Origin of the sequence: Rhizobium sp. RAF56, from assembly GCF_052113965.1 — a bacterium.
GTDB lineage: Bacteria > Pseudomonadota > Alphaproteobacteria > Rhizobiales > Rhizobiaceae > Rhizobium.
Map to the genome: position 1 here is coordinate 71,096 of NZ_JBFRDU010000016.1, position 22,845 is coordinate 93,940.

A 22,845-nucleotide genomic window follows, 5' to 3' on the forward strand; every position below is an offset into this window, starting at 1 on the left:
TCTTACGCCTCGGACGCCGCCGCGGGCTTGATCGTCTCGGCCGGAACGCTCTGGGTGTTGCGGGCCAGCGCGTAGTAGACGACCGACGTGACCGCGAGGCCGACGATCCAGGAGATGTCGGCGTCATCCAGCATCTTCGAGATCGGCCCCTGGTAGAGCGCCTGGTTGAGGAACGGGATCTGGACGAGGATGCCGAGCACGTAGCAGCCGAGCGCCACCCAATTATACGCCCCGTAGCGGCCGTTCGGATCATAGAGCGCGGGAATATCGACCCGCTCCTTCGAGATCAGGTAGTAGTCGACGAGGTTGATCGCGCTCCAGGGCACGAAGACGGCGAGCAGCAGCAGCACGAAGTTCTTGAAGGACGACAGGAAGTCGGCGCTGGCCCAAAGGGCGATCGCCATGGACACGAAAATGAAGAGCAGGATGTAGACGATGCGCGCGGCTTGCGAGACGCTGCGCTGATTGCTGAACGAGCTGACCGTGGTCAGCATCGTCATGAAGCCGCCATAGGCGTTCAGGCAATTGACCGTCAGCTTGCCGCCGACGATGGCGAGGTAGACGACGACCGCAAGCGCCGGCCCGGCGAGCTCGCCCATGAAGCCAACCTGGTTCTTCAGGAATGTGGCGCCGAGCGCTGCGACGAGAACACCGAAGGTCATCGCCAGCTGCGCGCCGATAACGCTGCCGAGAAGGGTATTCAGGAAGGTGGAGCTATTCTTCGTGTTCGACGGCAGATAGCGCGAGTAGTCGGCCACGTAGGGCGCAAAGGTCAGCTGCCATCCGGCGCCGAGCGCCACCGTCAGCAACAGCGAGGCGACGGAAAACGGCTTCTGTCCGAAGGCCTGCGAGATGTCGTAGAGGGAGAAGAGCCGGATCGCCAGATAGCCGAAGCCGACGATGCTGACGATCGAGGCGATGCGGCCGACGGTGTGGATGAGCCTATAGCCGACGATGGCGACGACCGCCGTCAGAAGACCGAACGCGACGATCCCGAACGCCGGATGGCTGACGCCGAACATCAGGTTGATGGCCTGGCCGGAGAGCACCGTCCCGGTCGCGGCAAAACCCAGATACATGATCACCACGAGGATCAGCGGCAGGGTCGCGCCCTTGACGCCGAACTGCGCGCGGCTGGAAATCATCTGCGGCAGACCGAGGCGCGGCCCCTGCGCCGAATGCAGCGCCATGACGATGCCGCCCAGAATATTGCCGATCAGAAGGCCGATGATGGCGGTCAGCGCTTCGGCGCCGAACACGATGGAGAGCGCGCCGTCGACCACGGCCGTGATCTGCAGGTTCGCGCTGAACCAAAGGGTAAACTGGTTGAATGGAACGCCGTGGCGCTCGCTTTCCGAAACCATTTCGATGGTTCGTGTTTCCACGATCTGTCCGCCACCGGCCATTGCAACTCCTCCGCGTTCCACGCATATACAGGTTGAATATGTATATACATGTAAAATGGCGGAGGTGGATGTGTCAAGAAATCGTTAAGATCAAGGCCATCCCGCGGCGTTCGCGCACGCCGTGGGTGAAGGCGGCAGGGCCATGGCGCAAGATCCTCAGCGCGCCAGTTCTCCCGCCGCGCGGACGTCGCCGACGTGAATGCCGTTCCAGTTTTTCATCGACCGGTTTGCAAGCGCCATCAGGCCGGCGTGAACCTCGCTGTCCCGCTCGAAAAAGCGCGCGAGCACCGCCGACACCATCGCCTGGGCCGCGCGTTCGGCGCCGTCGTCGGATTTGACGGCGATGGCGATCCCCTGCTCGGGAATTGCCGCGCAAAAGACGCCCTCGGCGCCGACCTTGACGAAGATGCGGCCGGGCGCGAGCTCCATCAGCTTTGTGCAGGCGCGGCCGGTTCCGGCCACGTAAAAGGGTTCGGCCATGCAGGCGGCGAAGAGCCGTCGGGAGGCTTTTGCGCGCTCGGGAGAAAGACCGTTGCCGGTCGCCATCTTCGCGAAGCCGTGAGCAAGGCCCTTCAGCGGCACCGCGTAGGTTGGAATGGAGCAGCCGTCCGTGCCGCAATTGTCGACGCTGAGGGCGGCACCGGTAAGGTCTGCCATGGTTTCGCGGATGTCGCGCTGCAGCGAATGATCGTAGCCGACATAGCCCTTCGGATCGACGCCCTCGTGGCAGCAGGCGCAGATGAAGCCGGCGTGCTTGCCGGAGCAATTGTTGTGAAGCGCCGTCGGCTTCTCCAGCGTCCGGGCCTGGTGGATCAGCGTCGCCTGATCGGACGACCAATGGGCGCCGCATTCGAGCGAACCGACATCGCGGCCCGCACGCTTCAGCATTGCGGCCGCAAGCGCCACATGCGCCTCCTCGCCGTTATGGGAGGAGCAGGCGAGCGCCAATTCGCGATTGCCGAAGCCGTAAGCGTCCGCCGCCCCGCTTTCGACAAGCGGCAGCGCCTGCATCGCCTTGCAGGCCGAACGCGGAAACACACCGGCCTCGACGTCGCCCTGAGAAAAGACAAGCCCACCGTCCCCATCGACGACGGCGACCGAACCGCGATGGCGGCTTTCAACAAGATTTCCACGGGTGGCTTCGACTGTGACCGGATTAGGCATGAACGGGGTCCTAGATGGCGTTTCAAGGCGGGCGGGCGCCAGAGACGACGCGCACGGTGGGGCGGAGCTTAGCGCATAATTCGGGTCATAAATAGAAGACGGCGGGGATGATGGCTGACGGGCCAAAATGGACAAAACGGTGGTGACGGAGGGAGCGCCCACCATCGCTTAAAGGCCTTAGAAATCGGGCTTTCTAGGATAGCTAGACACGATGTCCCCCTTCGGTGTTTCGGAATTACACCGGATACTAGAACGTGCAACAGCCATAAGTGATCATGCATCCAAGGGAGGCTGCGGGTTCCTGCGTCATTAGCCGCATTCTTAGATCGCCAATTGCATTGACAGTGAAAGACGAGCTCAGCGCCCCCTAGTTACGGCGGCGTATTCTAATTCGTCCAGTCTGCACGCTGCCCTATAGACCAAGCTGCGGGCTAGCTTGTGCTGGTCGGTCGTTTCGTTCGTAATGTCATACGCTGCCAGAAGCATGCTTTTTAACCAATCGAAATGCACTGGAATATCCGGCGGTATTGCTTGAATAGCTTGCGCCACCAGTACAACTTCATTGATCAGCAACGGCGCTGCAAGCTCGCCATTTAACAGGGCTGCCAGTGCTACTTGCACCTTTCCGATAGCTCGGTTCAACGCACTGGGCCCAGTTCCATTGAGGCGCCTGATAGCCGCGTCACGCCGCTGCTTGTAGGTTGGGCGCTCAGCAAGCAGTGTGTTGACGACTTCCTCAAGGGAAAGTTTTGAAGCCGCAGCGTAATAAAATAGAGGCAGCCATGCTCGTGCGGTATGCGCGGAATGCACAATGTACTGCAACGGTTCAGCAACAGATGAAACCTTGAGAAAGTTAAGCAGGACAGCTTCGCTGGTAACATTGCTCCGTACTGTTTCGCGTTGCCCCGAATTAACAGCGCTGACATCTCCGATGAGCCGTAATGCTGGCGCGCCCGTTTCTTCCTTGAACTGCCCCTGCCTCAGAAACTGGATTTTAGGAAGCAACTCCTCGTCAATTAGGAAGCTGCCCTGCTTCCCCTCTACCTTACCGGTATCAAGATCGAGCGTCGCAGACGACCCCACCGCGATGCGTGCCATCCTCCTTGAGAACTCTGCTATGGCCTTTTGTTCTCTGTAGGATATTATCTGCTGTAGTTCCCCAGGCTTAATCACGCGTGTTTCGCCAACGTATCGATAGTAGATCGCCCCTTCTTTAATTTCGGTATTGATATTCTTTGTCGCCATAACCGGCGGATGATCGTGTTTTTCGATGTGAATAACGCCTACCTTGATATCGTCCAACATTATTATGAATGTGCTGAAGGTAGGTACTGGATGCAACGCTCCGGCCAAGCAGCGGTTGATTTCCGCTGGGTCTGTCAGCTGGAAAGCGTCAGTAGTAAGCCCTGTAGCTTCGAGCGATCCATCCGACAATTCAGTGACGCCAAAGAAGATAAAACCCCCAGCGTTATTTGCCAATCCGGCGATCGACCGTAGTGGATCCGCAAAGCGGGCCTCGGGTTTGAGGCAGAATGTTTCCTTGCATTCGACCCTGTCTGTTTCATGGCTGCTAAGCAGCCACCCCGCACGCCCTTTAGCAAACATGGCGATCGCTCGCTGTCTAAGTGTCGGCTCCTGCTGTACTACAGCTTCACTGACAACCGCGCCGATCTCCGACGGCTTGAAGGAAGAGAGAAATACATTCAACTCTTGTTCTGAGGCGGTACGGACTTCTGGACCATATGTACCGTCCCTTATTTGTGTAATTCTTCCAGAGTTAACTGCTCGATCTTGCCTATTGAAATAGAATTGAATGTCCTTGTTTTTCATCGATCGGAGAAGCATGGCTTTTATCAAGCCGATTTCTATGTCTGTTATACTGCGCTTGCCCACTAACGTACCTCACAGCCCTTGTCCGGCAATGCTGGACCAGAGCGATGGTACCAGTCAATACTAACGTACTGGTTGCACGAATTTACGCCACGACAAATTTTTACGAGGGGTATCTAAGCCGTTTCTCGCAGGCGTTTCCCCCTGTGGGGTTCCGTTGGCCTGGTGGCTACTTATCCTCTTCAGGCAATTCGAACGATCTTACGGGCAGCCCTCATCATAAGAGGAGGGGCATTAGCCAGGGTACCGGGCCTTGTCCGCAAAGGTATACTTCTGCGGACATACATTTGGCGGTCCGATTTCGTGTCCAATAGCCCTATATCTCTCATTCGGACAGGAAACCCAACGAACCGCACCTATAAGCGCCACCCCATGGTTGCTCGAAGGGGTCACGAACTCCCTCCCGCCGGTGCCCTTTGCGTCCGAATTCCGCATAGCCGGAATAGACCTGAGGGCGATCAGGATTTCAGCGTTCTACCGTTCTACTTTGGCGAAGTTCGCCCCCCTCGCCCCCCCAACACGCCACATTGCCGGCCGTTGCACGAGTTGAAGCTAGGGCTAAAATTCGCGGCTTGCGCGGGCGATCCAAAGGGCTAAAAAAGCGGCGTCAGGAATCATCTCCCATGCTCGTCACCCTCTCCCGCATTCTGCGCGATCCCTTTCTGCGCATTCCAACCATCACGCTCTTCGTCAGCGGGCTAACCTATGCCTCGACGTTGCCGTATCAGTCGATCATCGGCATCAATGAGCTCGGACTTGGCGACGGCACCTATTCGGTGCTGATCTTTCTTGCCGCCGCCATCAACGTCGTCGCAAGCGTGTTGCTCGGCATACTCTCGGACCGGCTCGGCGACCGACGGCCTCTGGTGCTCGCGAATGCCGTATCGGGCATGCTTGGTTTCGGTTCGATCTACATCTTCCGCTCCGTGCCGGTATTCGCGATTGCGGTGCTGCTGTTGATCCCGATCAGCAATTCGATGTTCTCGATCCTCTTCGGCAGCATCCGGGCAACGACGAATACGCTGCAGCATCGCGAGGCGCTCTCGGTCACCACGACGGTACGCGCCATCTATTCCGGCTCCTGGGCCTTGATGCCGGGGCTGGTCGGGCTCTATCTTGCCAGTTCCTCGACGATGATGCCGGCCTATGCGGTCGCAACGGTTGCGAGCATCAGCTGTTTCCTTCTCTATTTCTTCTGCGTGCCGCGCAGCCCGAAAAACGCTGTACGGTCGCGGCCGCAGGAAGACGGCTTCCTGGCCTCGCTCGCCCGCATCCTCGAGCCTGGCATCCTCTTGCGCGTCGGCAGCATGGCGCTCGTCAGCGGCACGCAGCGCCTGAGCACCACCTTGTCGCCGCTGATCACCACGCACGCCGCGCACGGGACGGTCGTCGACGTCGGCCTCACCGCCTGCGGCGTCGCCTTCCTCGAAATGCCGTTCATGCTGTTTTGGGCCGCGATGCAGAAGCGCTTCAAAAACGTGCACGTGCTCTCCGTCGGCACGCTGATCTATTCGACCTATCTGGTGCTCGTCAGCTTCGCCACGGCCCGCTGGCAGATCTATGCGCTCATCGGCATCAACGCCTTCGGGGCGGCGGCCGTGCTCAGCGTGCCGATCTCCTACCTGCAGGATCTGATCGCCGACAAGCCGGGATTGGGGAGCTCGCTGCTCGCCGTCAACATGTTCCTGAGCGGCGGCGTCGCCGCAGTGCTCTTCGCGGTCGGCACGGCGATGACGGATTATTCCGGCACCGCGCTCGTCGGCGCCGCCTGCGGTCTGGTGGCAACGGCGAGCATCCTGGCGCTCGACGGCCGAAGCGCAAGGACAGCCGCCGCCTAGACCGAGCGGGACCGCCAACATCGGCGGTTTCCGCCCCGACGCGGTATCAGACGACTTATCCCATCCGCAGCATGATCTTGCCGATATGCGCGCTCGTTTCCATCAGGCGGTGGGCCTCGACGACCTCGTCGAAGGGGAAGGTCTTATGGATCGCCGGCGCGATCTCGCCGGCGTCGAGCAACGGCCAGACCTCCCGCAGAAGGTCGTCGCGGATGGCGCGCTTTTCCTCGGCGGTGCGCGGGCGCATCGTCGATCCCGTCACCGTCAGCCGCTTGACCATGATCGGGGTGAGATTGGCCTTCTCCGCAACCGCCCCGCCGAGGAACGCGATGATCGACAGGCAGCCATCCTTGGCAAGGGCGGAAAGGTTCCGGTCGAAATAGCTTGCACCGATCATGTCGAGCACGACGTCGACGCCGGAGCCGGTCTCGGCCTTCACCACTTCGACGAAATCCTCGTCGCGATAGTTGATCGCCCGCTTGGCGCCGAGCGTCTCGCAGGCTTTGCATTTTTCAGTCGAGCCGGCGGTCGCGAAGACCGTGGCGCCGAAGGCTTTCGCAAGCTGGATCGCGGTCGTGCCTATGCCGCTGGAGCCGCCATGGATGAGAACGCTTTCTCCCTCCGTCAGCCCGGCCATCTGAAAGAGATTGGCCCAGACGGTAAAGTAGTTTTCAGGCAAGGCCGCCGCCTTGACGGCGTCATAGCCTTTCGGGAAGCGCAGCGCCTGGCCGGCCGGCAGCGCGCAATATTCGGCATAAGCGCCGCCGTTGGTGAGACCGCAGACCTTGTCGCCGACCGCAAAATCGGTGACGCCCGCCGCCACGGCCACGACCTCCCCGGCAATCTCCAGGCCGAGGACCGGGCTTGCGTCCTTCGGCGGCGGATAGCTGCCCTGACGCTGGGCGACGTCCGGCCGGTTGACGCCGACCGCCTCGACGCGAACGAGGAGTTCGCCGCTCTTGACGCCTGGAAGCGGCCCGCGGCCGATCGTCATCACCTCCGGCGCACCGAAGGAGGTCAATTCCACAAATCGCATGTCGGCTGGCAATGGCATGGACGCACTCCTCTTTCCCATAAGCGTTTCCGCAAGTAACGCTCTATTTCAGAGGATAGCGTTTGAAAAGGTGAACTGTGTGGAGGGCGTCAATTGGTCTCGGCGCGGGGACCCGGCGCCCGCGCCGCACCGCGCCGCGCGCGTATGGCGAGCGAGCCGAACCGGTTAAGTCAGTCGATGACTTTTGGCTTCGTAGTCGGAAAACATTTCCGCGACGCATTGGGTATTGCGGGTCTCGTCGCCCGCCGCCGCGTCTGAAAAACTGCGAAGCTCGCCGCGTTTGCGGGCTGCGTCCCACATGCGCAGCGCCTCGCGCACGACCTCGCTGCTCGACGCATAGACACCCGTGTCGACCGCGCTTCGGATGCCTGCGGCCTGCAGCGGAGAAATGGAAACGGTGACCATCGGCATGGTATTCCTCCCGTCTATTCCAGGGCCCTGCCGGAAATGGGCATGAGGATCGGTCTTTAGCGATCCCATGCATCTGGGGCGATCTCTCGCCGGCGCCTCTCTTCGGGCGCAATCAGCGCCGAAGCGCCATCCGCATCAAGGCCGGAAGATTAAACCTGATCACGCTTCTTGTCAAAAAGTGACCCTTCGTGACCCCGGCGGTCGCTCAACCCCGTGAGGTCATCCATACGCCAACCAACGTCACCGCCAGCCCAGCGAGCATCGCGCCAGTCAGGGGCTCTGAAAACAGCATCCATGCCCAAAGCATCGTCACGGGCGGGCTGAGGTAGATCGCGGCGCTCACCTTGGCGACGGGGAACAGCCGCAGACTGGTGTAGTAGACCGCATAGGCGAGGAACGTCGCGATCAGAACCAGCCAGGTCATCCCGACCGCGAAATTGCGGGTCATCGGTGGGGCAAGGCTGCCCTGCATCAATGCGCACAGACCGAACAGAACCGCGCCCGTCAGTGTATGGATGCAAAGGCTCTGATGGACAGGCATCTGCTGCGTCCTGCGTTTCCGATGCAAGACTGAAGCGACGGCGAATATCAGCATCGAACCCACCGTCAATCCGTATGCCCAGACCGGGGCCGTACCGAAACCCAGGCTATCGAAGGACACGATCAAGACACCGGTGACGGCGATCAGAGTGCCCTGCCACTGCCGTGCGGTCAGCCGCTCACCGAGGACCGGTTGTGAAAGGGCTGCGATCGCCAGCGGAAGGAGGTCAGCGATGAGCGCGACCAGCCCCGTGGGTACTTTTTGCTCGATAGCAAGCGCGAAGCCTCCCAGATACAGGAACACGGCCATGATGCCGAACAGGGCCTGATCTCTGAGCGCCCGCATCGATATTCTTGGCCCGATCGCCAACGCGAAGGGCAGAAGGACCAATCCTGAAAGCAATGTCCGCCAGAAGAGCAGAAGCATGACGCTTGCCTCCTGGTTGGCATACCGGATGCCGAAGAAACCTGAACTCCATCCGATGATGAGGAGAGTGGCGAGCAATGGCCATAGCAGGGGGTGGCGGCTTGCGATGGCGGAAGGAAGAGAGGCATCGGTCATTGAGGGCTCTGTCACGAGGAATGCGATCTACCCATAGGCGGATCGCACCATGGACGCACATGACAAATTTCGATGACTTCATGACATTTAACAATTGAGTGTCATGACTGGTGTCGTTCGTGATAGGTTTCCCTCCGCAGAGAAGGAAACGGACATGGCCATGAATGAACTGCACAGTCGCCGCCTCGAAATCGACGCTTTGAGAGCGCTTTCCGCCATCCGCCAACATGGCGGCATTACCAGAGCAGCGGCCGCTCTGAGCCTCTCACAATCCGCCGTGAGCCATAAGATCAAGAGACTGGAAGTGAGCCTCGACTGCGAGTTGCTCGGACGAAAATCGGGCGGACCGATGTTCACAGCGGCCGGTGAAGACTTGCTGGACTACGCCGGTCGCATTCTTGGGCTGCACGACGAGGCATTGTTAAGTCTCTCCAAGACTCCGCTTGCGGGAAGACTTGCGCTCGGACTGACCGAAGACACCGCATGCAGTGACCTCGCGCGCATCTTTGGCCGCTTCAAGCGGCTTCATCCGAACGTCGCGCTGCGAACTAAGGTACGCATGAGTCTGGTTCTGCGCGCCATGCTGGAGCGCGGCGAACTTGACGCTGCAATCGTTCAGGTCTTCAGCCACGAGGTGCGACCGAGCGACGTGGTTCTCTACAGGGAAGACCTTCACTGGGTGAAGCATCCTGAATTGATGATCCGGCAGGAAGGCCCTATCCCGTTCTTGTCGTTCGATGACGAATGTTTCTATAGACAATGGGCGCTCGACATCGGCCAGGACGATGCGGTTCTCGAGACTGTTTTTGAGTGTTCGAGCGCCGCTGGCATCGTGTCCGCGGTCAATGCGGCGATGGGTGTAGCGTTGCTGAGCGACCGCCATATCCGAGGTGACATGCAGATAATGACCGACCGTCTGCCTCGGCCTCCATCCCTGGTCTATGTGGTCAGACGGGCGCGCAAGTCGAGAAATCCGGCTCTCGACAGTCTGGTTCGAGAAATCGAGAGGGACATTGGTCGTCAGGGCGGGTTGGCCCTCGCCGGCTGATAGTGGCTATGTCTGCCCCTGGCGCTTCTGAGCCATCGCGCCTTGCGGCCCGAAGCGACCACAGCGCGTCAATCTTGATTTCTTCGCGTCCCGGAAGCGTGAGTGTTCTCTAAGGTTTGTCCGTCTTAGCCTGTTGCCACAAGTCGGTCAGCGATTGGCCCTTCCTACCCCAGTTGTCGGTGTCCACCTCGTCGATCACGACAAAGACATACTCGGGATCGCGGCCAAGTTCCTCGACAAGAACCTCAGTCATCCTTCGAATGACAGCACGCTTCTGATCGACGCTGGCAATTCCTTTGGCAATTTCAACTTTGACGTATGGCAACGGCTAGCCTCCATGCTGAATGACCTACTAGTAGCTGGCCCCATGACCGGTCGCCTTCATGTCACGTGCGCACGCCGAAGCCGAAGACGACGAGGGTCCAGCCCTGGAAAAACAGGTCGACGGCGAGAAACAGGCCGAGGATCCAGAGACTGTTGACCGGCCAGCCGAGCCAGACGACGCAGCCCGCAAGAACCGTCACCACGCCGCTGAAGACGATCCAGCCCCAGCCCTTCCCCGGCTTCATGCGCCGGCCGACGAAGACGCGGAAGACGCCCGCCACGACAAGGGCGACCGCCAGCAGCAGCGTGAAAGCCGCCGATGCGAGAAGCGGATTGAGGAAGGCGAAGAGGCCGGCCAGCGTATAGAGCAGTCCGCTGAGCGCCCAGGAGAGAAAGTGTTCCCAGCCGCGCACCTGGAAAGCGTGCACCAGGTAGACGACGCCGCCAAGCAGCATCAGTATGCCGACGTAGTAAACCGAGACGACCGTGGCGATGAAGAGATTGGCGAAAGCGAGTAGGCTGCACGCAAGAAGCAGCAGGCCAAGCGCCACGAACCATCCCCATTTGACCCTAAGTTCCTGCAATGACGCCTGCTCGTAAGCATCGGCCATGATCGTACCCTCCCTATGATCCCCGCCGAATATGTTGCGGGAGCATCGTGCAAATTGCACGCGATTTTTGTTGATTGGCGGCTCAATCAAGAATAGCCTTCAAAGCGAGGAGTTCGCTATGCCGAAGGTCGGAATGGAGCCTGTGCGCCGCAAGGCGCTGGTAGACGCAGCGCTGCGGGTGATTGGCGATCACGGTTCGCTGAGCGTCACCATGTCCGATATCGCCAAGGAGGCCGGCGTTTCCGCCGCCCTTGCCCATCATTATTTCGGCAGCAAGGAGCACCTGCTGCTCGCGACCATCCGCGCGCTTCTGCGGCAGCTTCGAGACGATACGGTCGCGGCCCTCAAGGCAGCGACGACGACGCGCGAAAAACTTTCGGCGCTGATCCGCGTCAGCTTCCAGGCGGACCAGTTCGCGCCGGAAACCATCGCTGCCTGGCTTGCATTTTATGCCGAGGCGCAGCGCTCTGAGGAGACGCGCCGCTTCCTCGTCATCTATGCGCGCCGCCTGCGCTCGAACCTCATCGCCAATCTGCGCCACCTCTGCAACTCCGATGACGCGGAACGCATCGCCGAGGGCGCGGCTGCGATGATCGACGGGCTCTATATCCGCCAGAGTCTGAAGTCAGCGCCGCTCGGCACCGACGCCTCGATCGCGCTGACGGAGGACTATGTGACGAGACAACTTGCGACGCTGACACCTCTCATTCGCCCTTCGACGGCCTCCCCGCTCGCGGGGAGTGGGTGAGGGTAAGAGGCGTGACAGCTCCAAGGCAAACAAGGCAACCAACAGCAAAGCGGACAATGCGAGTGACTGGAAAACCGAATATCCTGATCATCATGGTCGACCAGCTGAACGGAAAATTCTTTCCCGACGGCCCGGCGGATTTTCTGCATACGCCGCATCTGAAGGCGCTTGCCGCCCGCTCGGCGCGCTTCCGCAACAACTATACCTCCTCGCCGCTTTGTGCGCCCGCGCGCGCCTCCTTCATGGCCGGCCAGCTGCCGAGCCGCACCCGTGTTTACGACAACGCCGCCGAATACGCCTCCTCCATCCCCACCTATGCCCATCACCTGCGCCGCGCCGGCTATTACACGGCACTCTCCGGCAAGATGCATTTCGTCGGCCCTGACCAGCTGCACGGTTTCGAGGAGAGGCTGACGACCGATATTTACCCCGCCGATTTCGGCTGGACGCCTGATTACCGCAAGCCCGGCGAGCGCATCGACTGGTGGTATCACAATCTCGGCTCGGTCACGGGCGGTGGCATCGCCGAGATCACCAACCAGATGGAATATGACGATGAGGTCGCCTTCCTCGCTAACCAGAAGCTCTATCATCTTGCGCGCGAGCGCGATGACGAGGGCCGCCGCCCCTGGTGCCTCACCGTTTCCTTCACCCACCCGCACGACCCTTACGTGGCCCGGAAAAAGTTCTGGGATCTCTACGAGGATTGCGAGCATCTCCTGCCGGAGGTCGGCGCACTTGCCGAAGACGAGCAGGACCCGCATTCGAAGCGGATCGTTCATTCCTGCGACTACGGGAACTTCGACGTCACCGACGAACATACGCGCCGTTCGCGTCGCGCCTATTTCGCCAACATCTCCTATCTCGACGAGAAGATCGGCGAACTGATCGACACGCTGTCGCGCACGCGCATGCTCGACGAGACCTGCATCGTCTTCTGCTCCGATCACGGCGACATGCTTGGCGAGCGCGGCTTGTGGTTCAAGATGAACTTCTTCGAGGGCTCGGTGCGGGTACCCCTGATGATATCAGGCGCGGGGATTGCACCCGGCCTGCATCTTGCGCCGACCTCCAATCTCGACGTGACGCCGACGCTCGCAGCCCTCGCCGGGATTTCGCTTGAGGAGATCGCGCCCTGGACGGACGGCATCAGCCTCGTGCCAATGATAGCAGGTATGCCGCGCACGGAGCCGGTGTTGATGGAATATGCCGCCGAAGGCTCCTATGCGCCTCTCGTCTGCATCCGCGAGGGCAAGTGGAAATACGTTCACTGCGAACTCGATCCGGAGCAGCTCTTCGATCTCGAAGCGGACCCGCTGGAACTGAAAAATCTCGCCGCCGATCGGGCTTACGCCGACGTCATCGCAGCCTTCAGGCAGAAACGCGAAAAGCGCTGGGACATGGCCGCCTTCGACGCTGCCGTGCGCGAGAGCCAGGCGCGGCGCTGGGTGGTCTACGAGGCGCTGAGAAACGGCGCCTACTACCCATGGGACCACCAGCCGCTGCAAAAGGCTTCCGAGCGCTATATGCGCAACCACATGGACCTCAACATCCTCGAGGAATCCAAACGCTATCCCAGGGGAGAGTGAAGATGCTGACCGTATGGGGCCGCAAATCGTCGTCGAATGTCCAGGCCGTGTTGTGGTGCATCGGCGAGCTCGGACTTGGCTACGACCGGATCGACGCCGGCTTCACCTACGGGGTCAACAACACGCCGGAATTTCTGGCGTTGAACCCGAATGGGACCGTGCCCGTATTGCGCGACGACGACGGCGAGCCGCTGTGGGAGTCGGCCGCGATCCTCCGATACCTCGCCGACCGCTACGGCACGGACGACTTCTGGCCGAAGGACCCGGCGCGCCGCGCTCAGGTCGACAAATGGGCCGAGTGGTCGAAGATCAATGTGGCGCTGAATTTCTCCGCGCCGATCTTCTGGCGGGTGGTAAGGACCGCGCCGCATCTTCGCGACGATGCCGCCATCAAGGCCGCCATCGCCGCGCTTGCCGCCAAGTTCGATATCGCCGAGCGGCAGCTCGAGCGGCACGCCTTTCTCGCCGGCGATAAGCTGACGCTCGCCGACATCCAGTTCGGCCATCTCCTCTACCGCTATTTCGACATCTCCATCGAGCGCCCCGCCCATGAGCGGCTGCAGCGCTACTACCGAAACCTGACCGAGCGGCCCGCCTTTCGCGAGCATGTCATGGTCTCCTACGAAGAACTGAGGGTCCTCTGATGCGCGCCCAACCGAAAGCTTCCCATTTCATCGACGGCGAATACGTCGAGGACACCGACGGCACCGTCATCGAAAGCCTCTATCCGGCAACCGGCGAGGTGATCGCGCGGCTGCACGCCGCCACACCCGCGATCGTCGAAAAGGCAATTGCTGCCGCCAAACGCGCCCAGCCGGAATGGGCCGCGATGAGCCCGACGGCTCGCGGGCGCGTTCTCAAGCGCGCCGCCGACATCATGCGCGAGCGCAACCGCGAGCTTTCCGAGCTCGAAACGCTGGATACCGGCAAGCCGATACAGGAAACCATCGTCGCCGACTCGACCTCGGGGGCGGACAGCTTCGAGTTCTTCGGCGGCATCGCCGCCGCCGGGCTCAACGGCGACTATATCCCGCTCGGTCAGGACTTCGCCTATACCAAGCGTGTGCCGCTCGGCGTCTGCGTCGGCATCGGGGCCTGGAACTATCCGCAGCAGATCGCCTGCTGGAAAGGCGCACCGGCGCTTGCCGCCGGCAACGCCATGGTCTTCAAGCCATCGGAGAACACCCCCCTCGGCGCGCTGAAAATCGCCGAGATCCTGCATGAAGCGGGCCTTCCGAAAGGCCTCTACAACGTCATTCAGGGCGACCGGAACACCGGCCCGCTGCTCATCAACCATCCCGACGTAGCCAAGGTCTCGCTCACAGGCTCCGTGCCGACCGGCCGCAAGGTCGCGGCGGCGGCCGCCGGACAGCTGAAGCATGTGACGATGGAACTCGGCGGCAAGTCGCCGCTGATCGTCTTCGACGACGCCGACCTCGACAGCGCCATCGGCGGCGCCATGCTCGGCAATTTCTATTCGACCGGCCAGGTCTGCTCGAACGGCACGCGCGTCTTCGTTCAGCGCGCAATCAAGGCGGAGTTCCTGAAGCGGCTGAAGACACGCACCGACGCCATGCGGATCGGCGATCCGCTCGACGAGACGACGCAGATCGGCCCCATGGTTTCCTTCGCCCAGCGCGAAAAAGTGCTTTCCTATATCGAGAAGGGCAAGGCGGAGGGCGCGACGCTCGTCACCGGCGGCGGCATCCCGAACAACGTCGCCGGCGAAGGCTACTACGTGCAGCCGACCGTCTTTGCCGACGTGACCGACGAGATGACGATCGCGCGCGAGGAGATCTTCGGGCCGGTGATGTGCGTGCTCGACTTCGACGACGAGGACGAGGTGATCGCGCGCGGCAATGCCACCGAGTTCGGCCTTTCCGGCGGCGTCTTCACCGCCGAGCTTTCCCGCGCCCACCGCGTCGTCGACCGGCTGAACGCCGGCACGCTGTGGATCAACACCTACAACCTCTGCCCAGTCGAAATCCCCTTCGGCGGCTCGAAACAATCCGGCTTCGGCCGCGAAAACTCGCTGGCCGCGCTGGAACACTATTCGGAACTGAAGACGGTCTATGTCGGCATGGGCAAAGTCGAGGCGCCGTATTGAGATGATCCTAGATCACGAGATCGTCGAGATCGACCTTAAGGGCAACCGCGATGCGCTTCAGCGCATCGACGGAACCGGCATCAACTGAGAGTTGCGAATGATGCAAGCAGATTTCATCATCGTAGGTTCCGGTTCCGCGGGCTCGGCGCTTGCCTACCGCCTCTCGGAAGACGGTAAGCATTCCGTGCTTGTGCTGGAGTTCGGCGGCAGCGATCTTGGGCCGTTCATCCAGATGCCGGCGGCCCTTGCCTGGCCGATGAGCATGGATCGCTACAATTGGGGCTATCTCTCCGAGCCCGAGCCGAACCTCAACGACCGGCGCATCACCGCCCCGCGCGGCAAGGTGATCGGCGGCTCGTCATCGATCAACGGCATGGTTTATGTCCGCGGCCATGCCGAGGATTTCAACCGCTGGGAGGAGCTTGGCGCGCGCGGCTGGGCCTATGCGGACGTGCTTCCTTACTTCAAGCGCATGGAACACAGCCACGGCGGCGAGGAAGGCTGGCGGGGTGGCGACGGGCCGCTGCATGTCCAGCGCGGCGGCGTCGCCAATCCCCTCTTCCGCACCTTCGTCGATGCCGGCAGGCAGGCGGGTTTCGAGACGACCGACGATTACAACGGCAGCAAGCAGGAAGGTTTCGGCCTGATGGAACAGACCATCTGGCAGGCGCGGCGCTGGTCGGCCGCCAACGCCTACCTGAAGCCGGCTCTGAAGCGGCCGAACGTGCGCCTGCTGCGCGGTTTCGCGCGGCGGATCGTCATCGAGGACGGCCGCGCCGTTGGCGTGGAAATCGAGCGCAGCGGCAAGATCGAGGTCGTCAGGGCCAACCGCGAGGTGATCGTCTCGGCTTCCTCCTTCAACTCCCCGAAGCTCCTGATGCTGTCGGGCATCGGCCCTGCCGAGCACCTGCAAGAGATGGGGATCGAGGTCAAGGCCGACCGCCCGGGCGTCGGCGCCAACCTTCAGGATCACATGGAGTTCTATTTCCAGCAGATCAGCCTGAAGCCGGTCACCCTCTATTCGTGGCTGCCGTGGTTCTGGCAGGGGGTGGCGGGCGCGCAATGGATGCTGTTCAAGTCCGGGCTCGGTGCCTCCAACCAATTCGAGGCCTGCGCCTTCCTTCGCTCGAGCGCCGGCGTCAAGCAACCGGACATCCAGTATCACTTCCTTCCCGTCGCCATCAGCTACGACGGCAAGGCCGCCGCCAAGAGCCATGGCTTCCAGGTGCATGTCGGCTACAACCTGTCGAAGTCGCGCGGCAGCGTCACGCTGCGTTCCGCCGACCCGAAGGCCGATCCGGTCATCCGCTTCAACTATATGAGCCATCCTGAAGACTGGCAGAAATTCCGCCATTGCGTGCGGCTGACACGCGAGATTTTCGGGCAGAAGGCATTCGAGCCCTATCGCGGGCCGGAAATCCAGCCGGGCGAGCATGTGCAGACCGACGACGAGATCGATGCATTCCTGCGCGAGCACCTGGAGAGCGCCTACCACCCTTGCGGCACCTGCAAGATGGGCGACCGCGACGACCCGATGGCGGTCGTCGATCACGAGACCCGCGTCATCGGCGTCGATGCCTTGCGCGTCGCCGATAGTTCGATCTTCCCGCACATCACCTACGGCAACCTCAACGGCCCGTCGATCATGACCGGCGAAAAGGCGGCCGACCATATCCTTGGCAGACAGCCCCTCGCCCGCTCCAACCAGCAGCCCTGGATCAGCCCGCGCTGGGAGACGAGCGACCGGTGATCAGCGCATATAGGGAACGCGAACACCGGGGCTATCGGCAGGGAAATCTTTGATGTTTCGTGTCACCAACAGCAGCGGACCTCCATCCAGGGAATGATTCTGACCGCGCTGCCCTCATACCGCGCGAAAACGACGAGTGATCAACAACGATCCTGGAGCGCTAAGCCAGAAGCCGCGTCACTTCCGCGCCCCGTGGCGCCTCGACGGCGTCGGCGATGGTGGTGGAGAACAGCACCCTGCGGGTGGCCTCGGCGACCTTCGCGAAGACGTGGCGGATCTCGCAGGTCTGTTCGCCGTCGCAATCGTCGCAGGGCCGATAGGCCGTGAGCGACAGACACGGCAGCGGAGCGATCGGGCCGTCGATGATGCGCAGGATTTCCCCGAACGTGATCTCGTCGGCGGGCTTCAGGAGCAGGTAGCCGCCCTGCTTGCCGCGACGGCTGGCAACGATGCCCTGATGCTTGAGATCGAGCAGGATCTGTTCCAGGAACTTCTTCGGTATTTTCTGCTGCGCGGCGATATCGGAGATCATCGTCGGCTCGGCCGGATCCGCCTGAGCGAGAGCGGCCAGCGCCCTGAGCGCGTATTTTGCTTTCTGGGTGATCATTTCGAACCCGTCCACACACACTTGCGACCGACAAAACACGGATCGCACCGGAAGTTGTCGCCCTTCATCGCACGTCTTGCCTGAACGGAATTTGAACAAACCGGAAAGCGGTGCAATTACAAGCGGCTTGGCCTTGTTTTCGAAGCGCGGCCATGAGTCTCACTCTAGCTCAAAAATGCGCATTCCGCAGCCTGAGCGCCATCACTTCCGGTTTCCCGTTGACAAGCAGCGTGTAACTCTACTATTCTTATAGACATTAGAGGCATTCCTTCCGGCGGAGCGCGACGCGCAGTTCGACGGAGCGCCGCATTGCGGCATAATTGGAACGACTGCGAAGTCGAAGCGGCTGGTTTTCCGGCTGCCCCGGCTTTCAGAGAGATATTTGCTCCGCATCCGCTGACTTTCGAAATGCCTTTTTCTGTCCGCCTTGGCCCCAAGCTGCGATACTCCGGCCAATATCAGGACAGGAATCTCCATGACTGCCATCAACCCTATCGAAGATGCGGCTCAACTGAGCGCGACGCTGGCTGGGCTCGACCTTGCCGGCCGGTTGTCGCTCGTTGCCGGTCTCGGCGGCCGCGCCGTCTTCACCACATCGCTCGGCATCGAGGATCAGGTGATCGCGGCCGAGATCGGCACCCACCGCCTTCCGATCGAAATCGCGACGCTTGAGACCGGCCGCCTCTTTCCCGAGACAGTCGCGCTAATTTCCGAGACGGAAACGCAGTACGACATCGCCATCAAGCGCTTTCACCCGGAACAGGCCGATATCGACGCCTATGCCGAAAAGTATGGCCTGAACGGCTTTTACGAGAGCGTCGAGGCCCGCCACGCTTGCTGCGGCGTGCGCAAGGTGAAGCCCCTGGCACGGGCGCTTTCGGGCGCTGCCGTCTGGATCACCGGTCTTCGCCGTGGCCAGTCGTCCAATCGTGCCGAGACGCCCTTTGCCGAATACGATACCGAACGCCATCTCCTGAAGATCAATCCGCTTGCCGATTGGGACATCGAGGCAATTCGCGCCTTCGTCGAAGCCAACGGCGTTCCCGTCAACCCGCTGCATGAACGCGGCTACCCCTCGATCGGTTGCGAGCCCTGTACGCGCGCCATCAAGCCCGGAGAACCGGAGCGTGCCGGGCGCTGGTGGTGGGAAAACGACGAGACGCGCGAATGCGGCCTTCACGTCGCCGAGGAAGCCGCAGCCGCCGCGCAATAATCCCGTCTGCGGCAATACCTCCCGCAACCAAAGACCGAATTGACCTTAGGCCACTCCCAGGCCGCGCATATTTGAAAGTTTGGAGTAAGACATGCCTCTCAGCCGTCCCGACACGGAGCTGCACAATCCGCAGAGCACAAAGCCGCCGCTCGACCCGCATCTGAAGGCGCTGGAAAACGAGTCCATCCACATTTTCCGTGAGGTGGCAGCCGAGTTCGAGCGTCCGGTGATGCTCTATTCGATCGGCAAGGATAGCTCCGTGCTGCTGCACCTGGCGCGCAAGGCGTTTTATCCGGGCCGCATCCCCTTCCCGCTGCTTCACGTCGACACCGGCTGGAAGTTTAAGGAGATGATCGCCTTCCGCGACGAGATCGTGAAGAAGTACGATCTCGATCTCATCGCGCACACCAATCCGCGCGGCAAGGCGGAGAACGTCACCCCGTTCACCCATGGCTCCGCGCGCTACACCGACATCATGAAGACGGAAGCGCTGCGCCAGGCGCTCGATGCCGGGCAGTACGACGCCGCCTTCGGCGGCGCCCGCCGCGACGAGGAAGCCTCGCGCGCCAAGGAGCGCATCTACTCTTTCCGCACCCCGGACCATCGCTGGGATCCGCGCAACCAGCGCCCGGAACTGTGGAACGTCTATAACGGCCAGATCCGCAAGGGCGAGAGCGTGCGCGTCTTCCCGCTTTCCAATTGGACCGAGGTCGATATCTGGCGCTACATCCAGGCCGAGGACATCCCGATCGTGCCGCTTTATTTCGCCGAGAAGCGCCCGGTCGTCGAGCGCGACGGCATGATGATCATGGCCGCCGATCCGCGGCTGGAGCTATTGCCGGGCGAGGCGAAGCGCGAGGAAGTCATCCGCTTCCGCACGCTCGGCTGCTTTCCACTGACGGGAGCGATCCGCTCCAGCGCCACCACCCTTGAAGACATCATCGCGGAGCTCGAGGTTGCCACCGTCTCGGAGCGCCAGGGCCGCGCCATCGATCGCGATCAATCCGGCTCGATGGAAAAGAAGAAGCGTGAAGGATATTTCTGAGATGACCGCAGCTGCAACCGCAACCGCCCTTGCCGTGCCCGCCGCCGAGTTCGCGTCGGCGACGCGCGACACGCGCCCGCTGCGTCTGATCACCTGCGGCAGTGTCGATGACGGCAAGTCCACCCTGATCGGCCGGCTCCTCTGGGACACCAAGGCCGTCAAGGAAGACCAGGCCGCCACCTTGCGTCGCGACTCCACCGGCAAGCAGAACGATCTCGGCCTCCCCGATTTCGCGCTGCTGCTCGATGGTCTGCAGGCCGAGCGCGAACAGGGCATCACCATCGATGTCGCCTATCGCTACTTCTCGACCGACAAACGCTCCTTCATCGTCGCCGACACACCCGGCCATGAGCAGTATACCCGCAACATGGCAACCGGCGCTTCGACGGCGGACCTGGCGGTGCTCCTGATCGATGCCCGCCTGGGCATTCTCGAGCAGACCCGGCGCCATGCCACGATCGCCTCGCTTCTCGGCATCAAGCAGTTCGTGCTTGCGATCAACAAGATCGACCTGACGAACTACGACCGCGCCGGCTTCGAGAAGATCACCCACGAATTCAAGGAATTCGCGCTTTCGCTGGGCGTCAAGCAGATCACGGCGATCCCGATGTCGGCGTTGAAGGGCGAGAACGTCGTCTATTCGGGCCAGGCCGCGATGCCCTGGTACACCGGCCCGACCCTGGTCGAGACGCTGGAAATGGCCACGGTGCGTTCGTCGCAGACAGTCGGTTTTCGCCTGTCGGTGCAGCGCGTTTCCCGGCCCGGCGAAAGCTTCCGCGGCTATCAGGGTACGGTCGCCGGCGGCGCCGTCAAGCCGGGTGACAGCGTCGTCATCCTGCCCTCCGGCAACGTTGCCAACGTCTCCAAGATCGTCACCTTCGATCTCGTGCGCAATGCGGCCGTTGCCGGCGACGCGATCACGCTCGTGCTCGACCGCCAGGTCGACGTCGCGCGCGGCGATATGATCGTTTCCATCGACAGCCAGCCCCAGGTGGGCCTCGCCTTCGACGCGCACCTCGTGGCGTTGCAGCCGGAAGGCATCGAGCCCGGCAAGCGCTATTGGCTGAAGAGCGGCAGCCGCCGCCAGCGCGTCGAGGTGCAGCCGGTAAGCCAGCTCGAACTGAAGAGCGGGGCGTGGAACCCGGCGGAACGCCTGCCGATGAACGCCATCGGCAAGGTACATCTCGCCTTCGACCAGGCCGCGGTCTTCGATCCCTACGAACAGAACCGCTCAAGCGGCTCCTTCATTCTGATCGACCCGGAAACCAACAATACGGTCGCCGGCGGTATGATCACGGGCAAGCGCACCGATGTGAGCGGCCTGCATAGTGAAGAAGCAAGAGTGGTCCTGTCGCTTCCGGCCGACCTTGCCGAGCAGATCATGGCAAGCGCCGTCTTTGTCAACCGGCGCGACGAAGCCGACGTCCGGCGCATGACGTCGGCGCAGGCCGCCGAACTATGGGCGAACGCGGCGAGCGACATCTGACGAAACGAAAAGGGGCCGATCGGCCCCTTTCTCTATCGCAGTTCCAGGAAGAGTATGACGCGGTGTTCCGTCCGAGATTGCGTAAAAACAAACGCTCTATCGCGTCGTTCCGCGCGGCGTGACGGTGAAGCTAAGTTCCAGCTTTGGCTCCGGCGGACCCGAGCCTTCGATCGCGCGCATCAGCATGTCGGCTGCTTGAAAGCCTATCGAATGACGCGGAACGTTCACCGTGGTCAGTGCCGGCTGCACCGCAGCGGCAAACTCCAGATCGTTAAAACCGCAGACGCCGAAATCCTCCGGCACGCGAATGCCGCGACGCTGGCATTCGAATAGTGCGCCAAGCGCCACGTCGTCGTTCTGGCAGAAGACGCCGTCGAGGTCCGGCACACGGTCAAGCAATTCGCCGACGAGGCGGGCGCCGCGCGATACCCCGGTGTTGGCGGCGTCGTGCAAAATCAGCGCCTCATCGAAGAGGCCCGCCTCGTGCATCGCCTGGGAATAACCCTCGATGCGCAGACGCGCGCGCAGATTGACGCGCCCGCCGATCATCGCGATGCGGCGATAGCCGCGCGACAGCATGAAGCCGACCGCCTGCACGGCTGCCTCCTTGTGGGATATGCCGACAGCGAGTGTGTCGGGCTCCTGACTGACGTCGATGATATGCACCACCGGACAAGGGGCACGCGCGATGATCGGCTCCAGCTCGGCATAGCGCTCGGCGCCGGCGATGATGATGCCTGCCGGGTTATGGGCGAGGAAAGCCCGCGTCTGCCAGAGCTCGTCATCGGCGCGATAGGCGGTGTTGGCGTATTGCAGGTAGAGGTCGGTCTTGCGCATCCGGTCCTCGATGCCGCGCATGGTTCCTGCGAAAACCTGCTGGCTCAACATCGGCGTCAAGACGCCGACGACACCGCTGTGGCGGCTGGCGAGCGCGCGGGCGGCGAGATCCGGCGTGTAGCCCATCTCCTCGACGATTCTCAGAACCGTTTCACGCAGCTCTTCGGAGACGATCCCGGGATTGCGCAGCGCGCGCGAGACAGTGATCGGACTGACACCCGCCCGTTCCGCCACGTCACGCAATCTCACCCGTTGCTTGCGATTCCTTCTTTGCCCCAGCCCCACGCGTCAGCTCTTTCCATTGAATGGTTTAGAATAATCTAATTCATTCTTTTGGCATTTTTAGCAATGCGATGGTTGTGCCATTTTCGGCCTGTTTCGCACGTTTCTCGCCTTTTAAGTGCGGCAAATGCGCCGGCGGGGAATGTCCCAGGCTGTTTTCGCCCGACAACGGGCAAAGGGTTCGCCACAAAACCGAAAGAATTCCATGCCTTGGGAACATTACGCGTTCTCTTCGTGTTTCACCTTCACATAAAACGTGTGCGGTGAAGTTGTGAGAAAGCGTCGCAAGTACGTCGTCCGATTTTGGAATTTATTACTTAAGTGCTATACCAT

Annotated in this window: 20 protein-coding genes; 10 read left to right on the top strand and 10 right to left on the bottom strand. The window is 61.5% G+C overall.

Annotation, left to right across the window (positions count from 1 at the left end; translation table 11 throughout):
• Window positions 1-2: 2 nt before the first annotated feature.
• The 3 genes from AB4048_RS15425 to AB4048_RS15435 all read right to left on the bottom strand — a co-directional run bounded on the left by AB4048_RS15425 (window position 3) and on the right by AB4048_RS15435 (window position 4,463).
• On the bottom strand, window positions 3-1,406 hold the full coding sequence (locus AB4048_RS15425; RefSeq protein ID WP_442202844.1) for a purine-cytosine permease family protein: 1,404 nt from the start codon (window positions 1,404-1,406) through the stop codon (window positions 3-5).
• Between the two features lie 156 nt (window positions 1,407-1,562).
• On the bottom strand, window positions 1,563-2,570 hold the full coding sequence (locus tag AB4048_RS15430; protein WP_442202845.1) for an asparaginase: 1,008 nt from the start codon (window positions 2,568-2,570) through the stop codon (window positions 1,563-1,565).
• A gap of 357 nt (window positions 2,571-2,927) precedes the next feature.
• Window positions 2,928-4,463 carry an AlbA family DNA-binding domain-containing protein gene (locus AB4048_RS15435; RefSeq protein ID WP_442202846.1) on the bottom strand — a complete coding sequence of 512 codons (1,536 nt, stop codon included), beginning with the start codon at window positions 4,461-4,463 and terminating at the stop codon, window positions 2,928-2,930.
• Window positions 4,464-5,032: 569 nt separating this feature from the next.
• On the opposite strand from AB4048_RS15435, the gene AB4048_RS15440 reads away from it, so the two are divergent.
• Window positions 5,033-6,298 (top strand): MFS transporter, encoded by a 1,266-nt coding sequence (locus AB4048_RS15440; protein WP_442202847.1) that lies wholly within the window; start codon window positions 5,033-5,035, stop codon window positions 6,296-6,298.
• A gap of 55 nt (window positions 6,299-6,353) precedes the next feature.
• Here AB4048_RS15440 and AB4048_RS15445 read toward each other — a convergent pair whose 3' ends face one another.
• From AB4048_RS15445 to AB4048_RS15455, 3 genes are all read right to left on the bottom strand, one after another.
• A complete protein-coding gene (locus tag AB4048_RS15445; RefSeq protein WP_442202848.1) occupies window positions 6,354-7,352 on the bottom strand; it encodes an NAD(P)H-quinone oxidoreductase in 999 nt (332 codons plus the stop codon).
• A 165-nt stretch (window positions 7,353-7,517) separates the two neighbouring features.
• Complete coding sequence (locus AB4048_RS15450; protein ID WP_442202849.1) at window positions 7,518-7,763, bottom strand: ribbon-helix-helix domain-containing protein; 246 nt, start codon at window positions 7,761-7,763, stop codon at window positions 7,518-7,520.
• 205 nt (window positions 7,764-7,968) lie between these two features.
• A complete protein-coding gene (locus AB4048_RS15455; RefSeq protein ID WP_442202850.1) occupies window positions 7,969-8,865 on the bottom strand; it encodes a DMT family transporter in 897 nt (298 codons plus the stop codon).
• A 160-nt stretch (window positions 8,866-9,025) separates the two neighbouring features.
• On the opposite strand from AB4048_RS15455, the gene AB4048_RS15460 reads away from it, so the two are divergent.
• Complete coding sequence (locus tag AB4048_RS15460) at window positions 9,026-9,913, top strand: LysR family transcriptional regulator (protein ID WP_442202920.1); 888 nt, start codon at window positions 9,026-9,028, stop codon at window positions 9,911-9,913.
• A gap of 109 nt (window positions 9,914-10,022) precedes the next feature.
• Here the strand turns inward: AB4048_RS15460 and AB4048_RS15465 are convergent, their stop codons facing one another.
• Together AB4048_RS15465 and AB4048_RS15470 are read right to left on the bottom strand one after the other, a co-directional pair.
• Window positions 10,023-10,238 carry a tautomerase family protein gene (locus AB4048_RS15465; RefSeq protein ID WP_442202851.1) on the bottom strand — a complete coding sequence of 72 codons (216 nt, stop codon included), beginning with the start codon at window positions 10,236-10,238 and terminating at the stop codon, window positions 10,023-10,025.
• Window positions 10,239-10,299: 61 nt separating this feature from the next.
• Entirely contained in the window at window positions 10,300-10,848 is a 549-nt protein-coding gene (locus AB4048_RS15470) for an HdeD family acid-resistance protein (RefSeq protein WP_442202852.1), read from the bottom strand.
• A 118-nt stretch (window positions 10,849-10,966) separates the two neighbouring features.
• Between AB4048_RS15470 and betI the strand changes: the two genes are divergently transcribed.
• The 5 genes from betI (at window position 10,967) to betA (ending at window position 17,042) form a co-directional block, all read left to right on the top strand.
• A complete protein-coding gene (gene betI / locus AB4048_RS15475) occupies window positions 10,967-11,596 on the top strand; it encodes a transcriptional regulator BetI (RefSeq protein WP_442202853.1) in 630 nt (209 codons plus the stop codon).
• Between the two features lie 56 nt (window positions 11,597-11,652).
• Window positions 11,653-13,185: a choline-sulfatase gene (betC, locus tag AB4048_RS15480; RefSeq protein ID WP_442202854.1), complete on the top strand. Its 1,533-nt coding sequence runs from the start codon at window positions 11,653-11,655 to the stop codon at window positions 13,183-13,185.
• A 2-nt stretch (window positions 13,186-13,187) separates the two neighbouring features.
• Window positions 13,188-13,829 carry a glutathione S-transferase family protein gene (locus tag AB4048_RS15485; RefSeq protein WP_442202855.1) on the top strand — a complete coding sequence of 214 codons (642 nt, stop codon included), beginning with the start codon at window positions 13,188-13,190 and terminating at the stop codon, window positions 13,827-13,829.
• Entirely contained in the window at window positions 13,829-15,292 is a 1,464-nt protein-coding gene (gene betB / locus AB4048_RS15490; protein ID WP_442202856.1) for a betaine-aldehyde dehydrogenase, read from the top strand. Before AB4048_RS15485 ends, betB begins: the two co-directional genes overlap by 1 nt.
• A 100-nt stretch (window positions 15,293-15,392) precedes the next feature.
• Complete coding sequence (betA, locus tag AB4048_RS15495; RefSeq protein ID WP_442202921.1) at window positions 15,393-17,042, top strand: choline dehydrogenase; 1,650 nt, start codon at window positions 15,393-15,395, stop codon at window positions 17,040-17,042.
• Between the two features lie 160 nt (window positions 17,043-17,202).
• Here the strand turns inward: betA and AB4048_RS15500 are convergent, their stop codons facing one another.
• Window positions 17,203-17,649 carry an RrF2 family transcriptional regulator gene (locus AB4048_RS15500; protein ID WP_442202857.1) on the bottom strand — a complete coding sequence of 149 codons (447 nt, stop codon included), beginning with the start codon at window positions 17,647-17,649 and terminating at the stop codon, window positions 17,203-17,205.
• A 475-nt stretch (window positions 17,650-18,124) separates the two neighbouring features.
• On the opposite strand from AB4048_RS15500, the gene AB4048_RS15505 reads away from it, so the two are divergent.
• The 3 genes from AB4048_RS15505 (at window position 18,125) to cysN (ending at window position 21,393) form a co-directional block, all read left to right on the top strand.
• Window positions 18,125-18,862 carry a phosphoadenylyl-sulfate reductase gene (locus AB4048_RS15505; RefSeq protein WP_442202858.1) on the top strand — a complete coding sequence of 246 codons (738 nt, stop codon included), beginning with the start codon at window positions 18,125-18,127 and terminating at the stop codon, window positions 18,860-18,862.
• Between the two features lie 91 nt (window positions 18,863-18,953).
• A complete protein-coding gene (gene cysD / locus AB4048_RS15510; protein ID WP_442202859.1) occupies window positions 18,954-19,907 on the top strand; it encodes a sulfate adenylyltransferase subunit CysD in 954 nt (317 codons plus the stop codon).
• A gap of 1 nt (window position 19,908) precedes the next feature.
• Window positions 19,909-21,393: a sulfate adenylyltransferase subunit CysN gene (gene cysN, locus AB4048_RS15515; RefSeq protein WP_442202860.1), complete on the top strand. Its 1,485-nt coding sequence runs from the start codon at window positions 19,909-19,911 to the stop codon at window positions 21,391-21,393.
• Between the two features lie 96 nt (window positions 21,394-21,489).
• Here cysN and AB4048_RS15520 read toward each other — a convergent pair whose 3' ends face one another.
• On the bottom strand, window positions 21,490-22,479 hold the full coding sequence (locus tag AB4048_RS15520) for a LacI family DNA-binding transcriptional regulator (RefSeq protein ID WP_442202861.1): 990 nt from the start codon (window positions 22,477-22,479) through the stop codon (window positions 21,490-21,492).
• Between the last annotated feature and the right edge of the window lie 366 nt (window positions 22,480-22,845).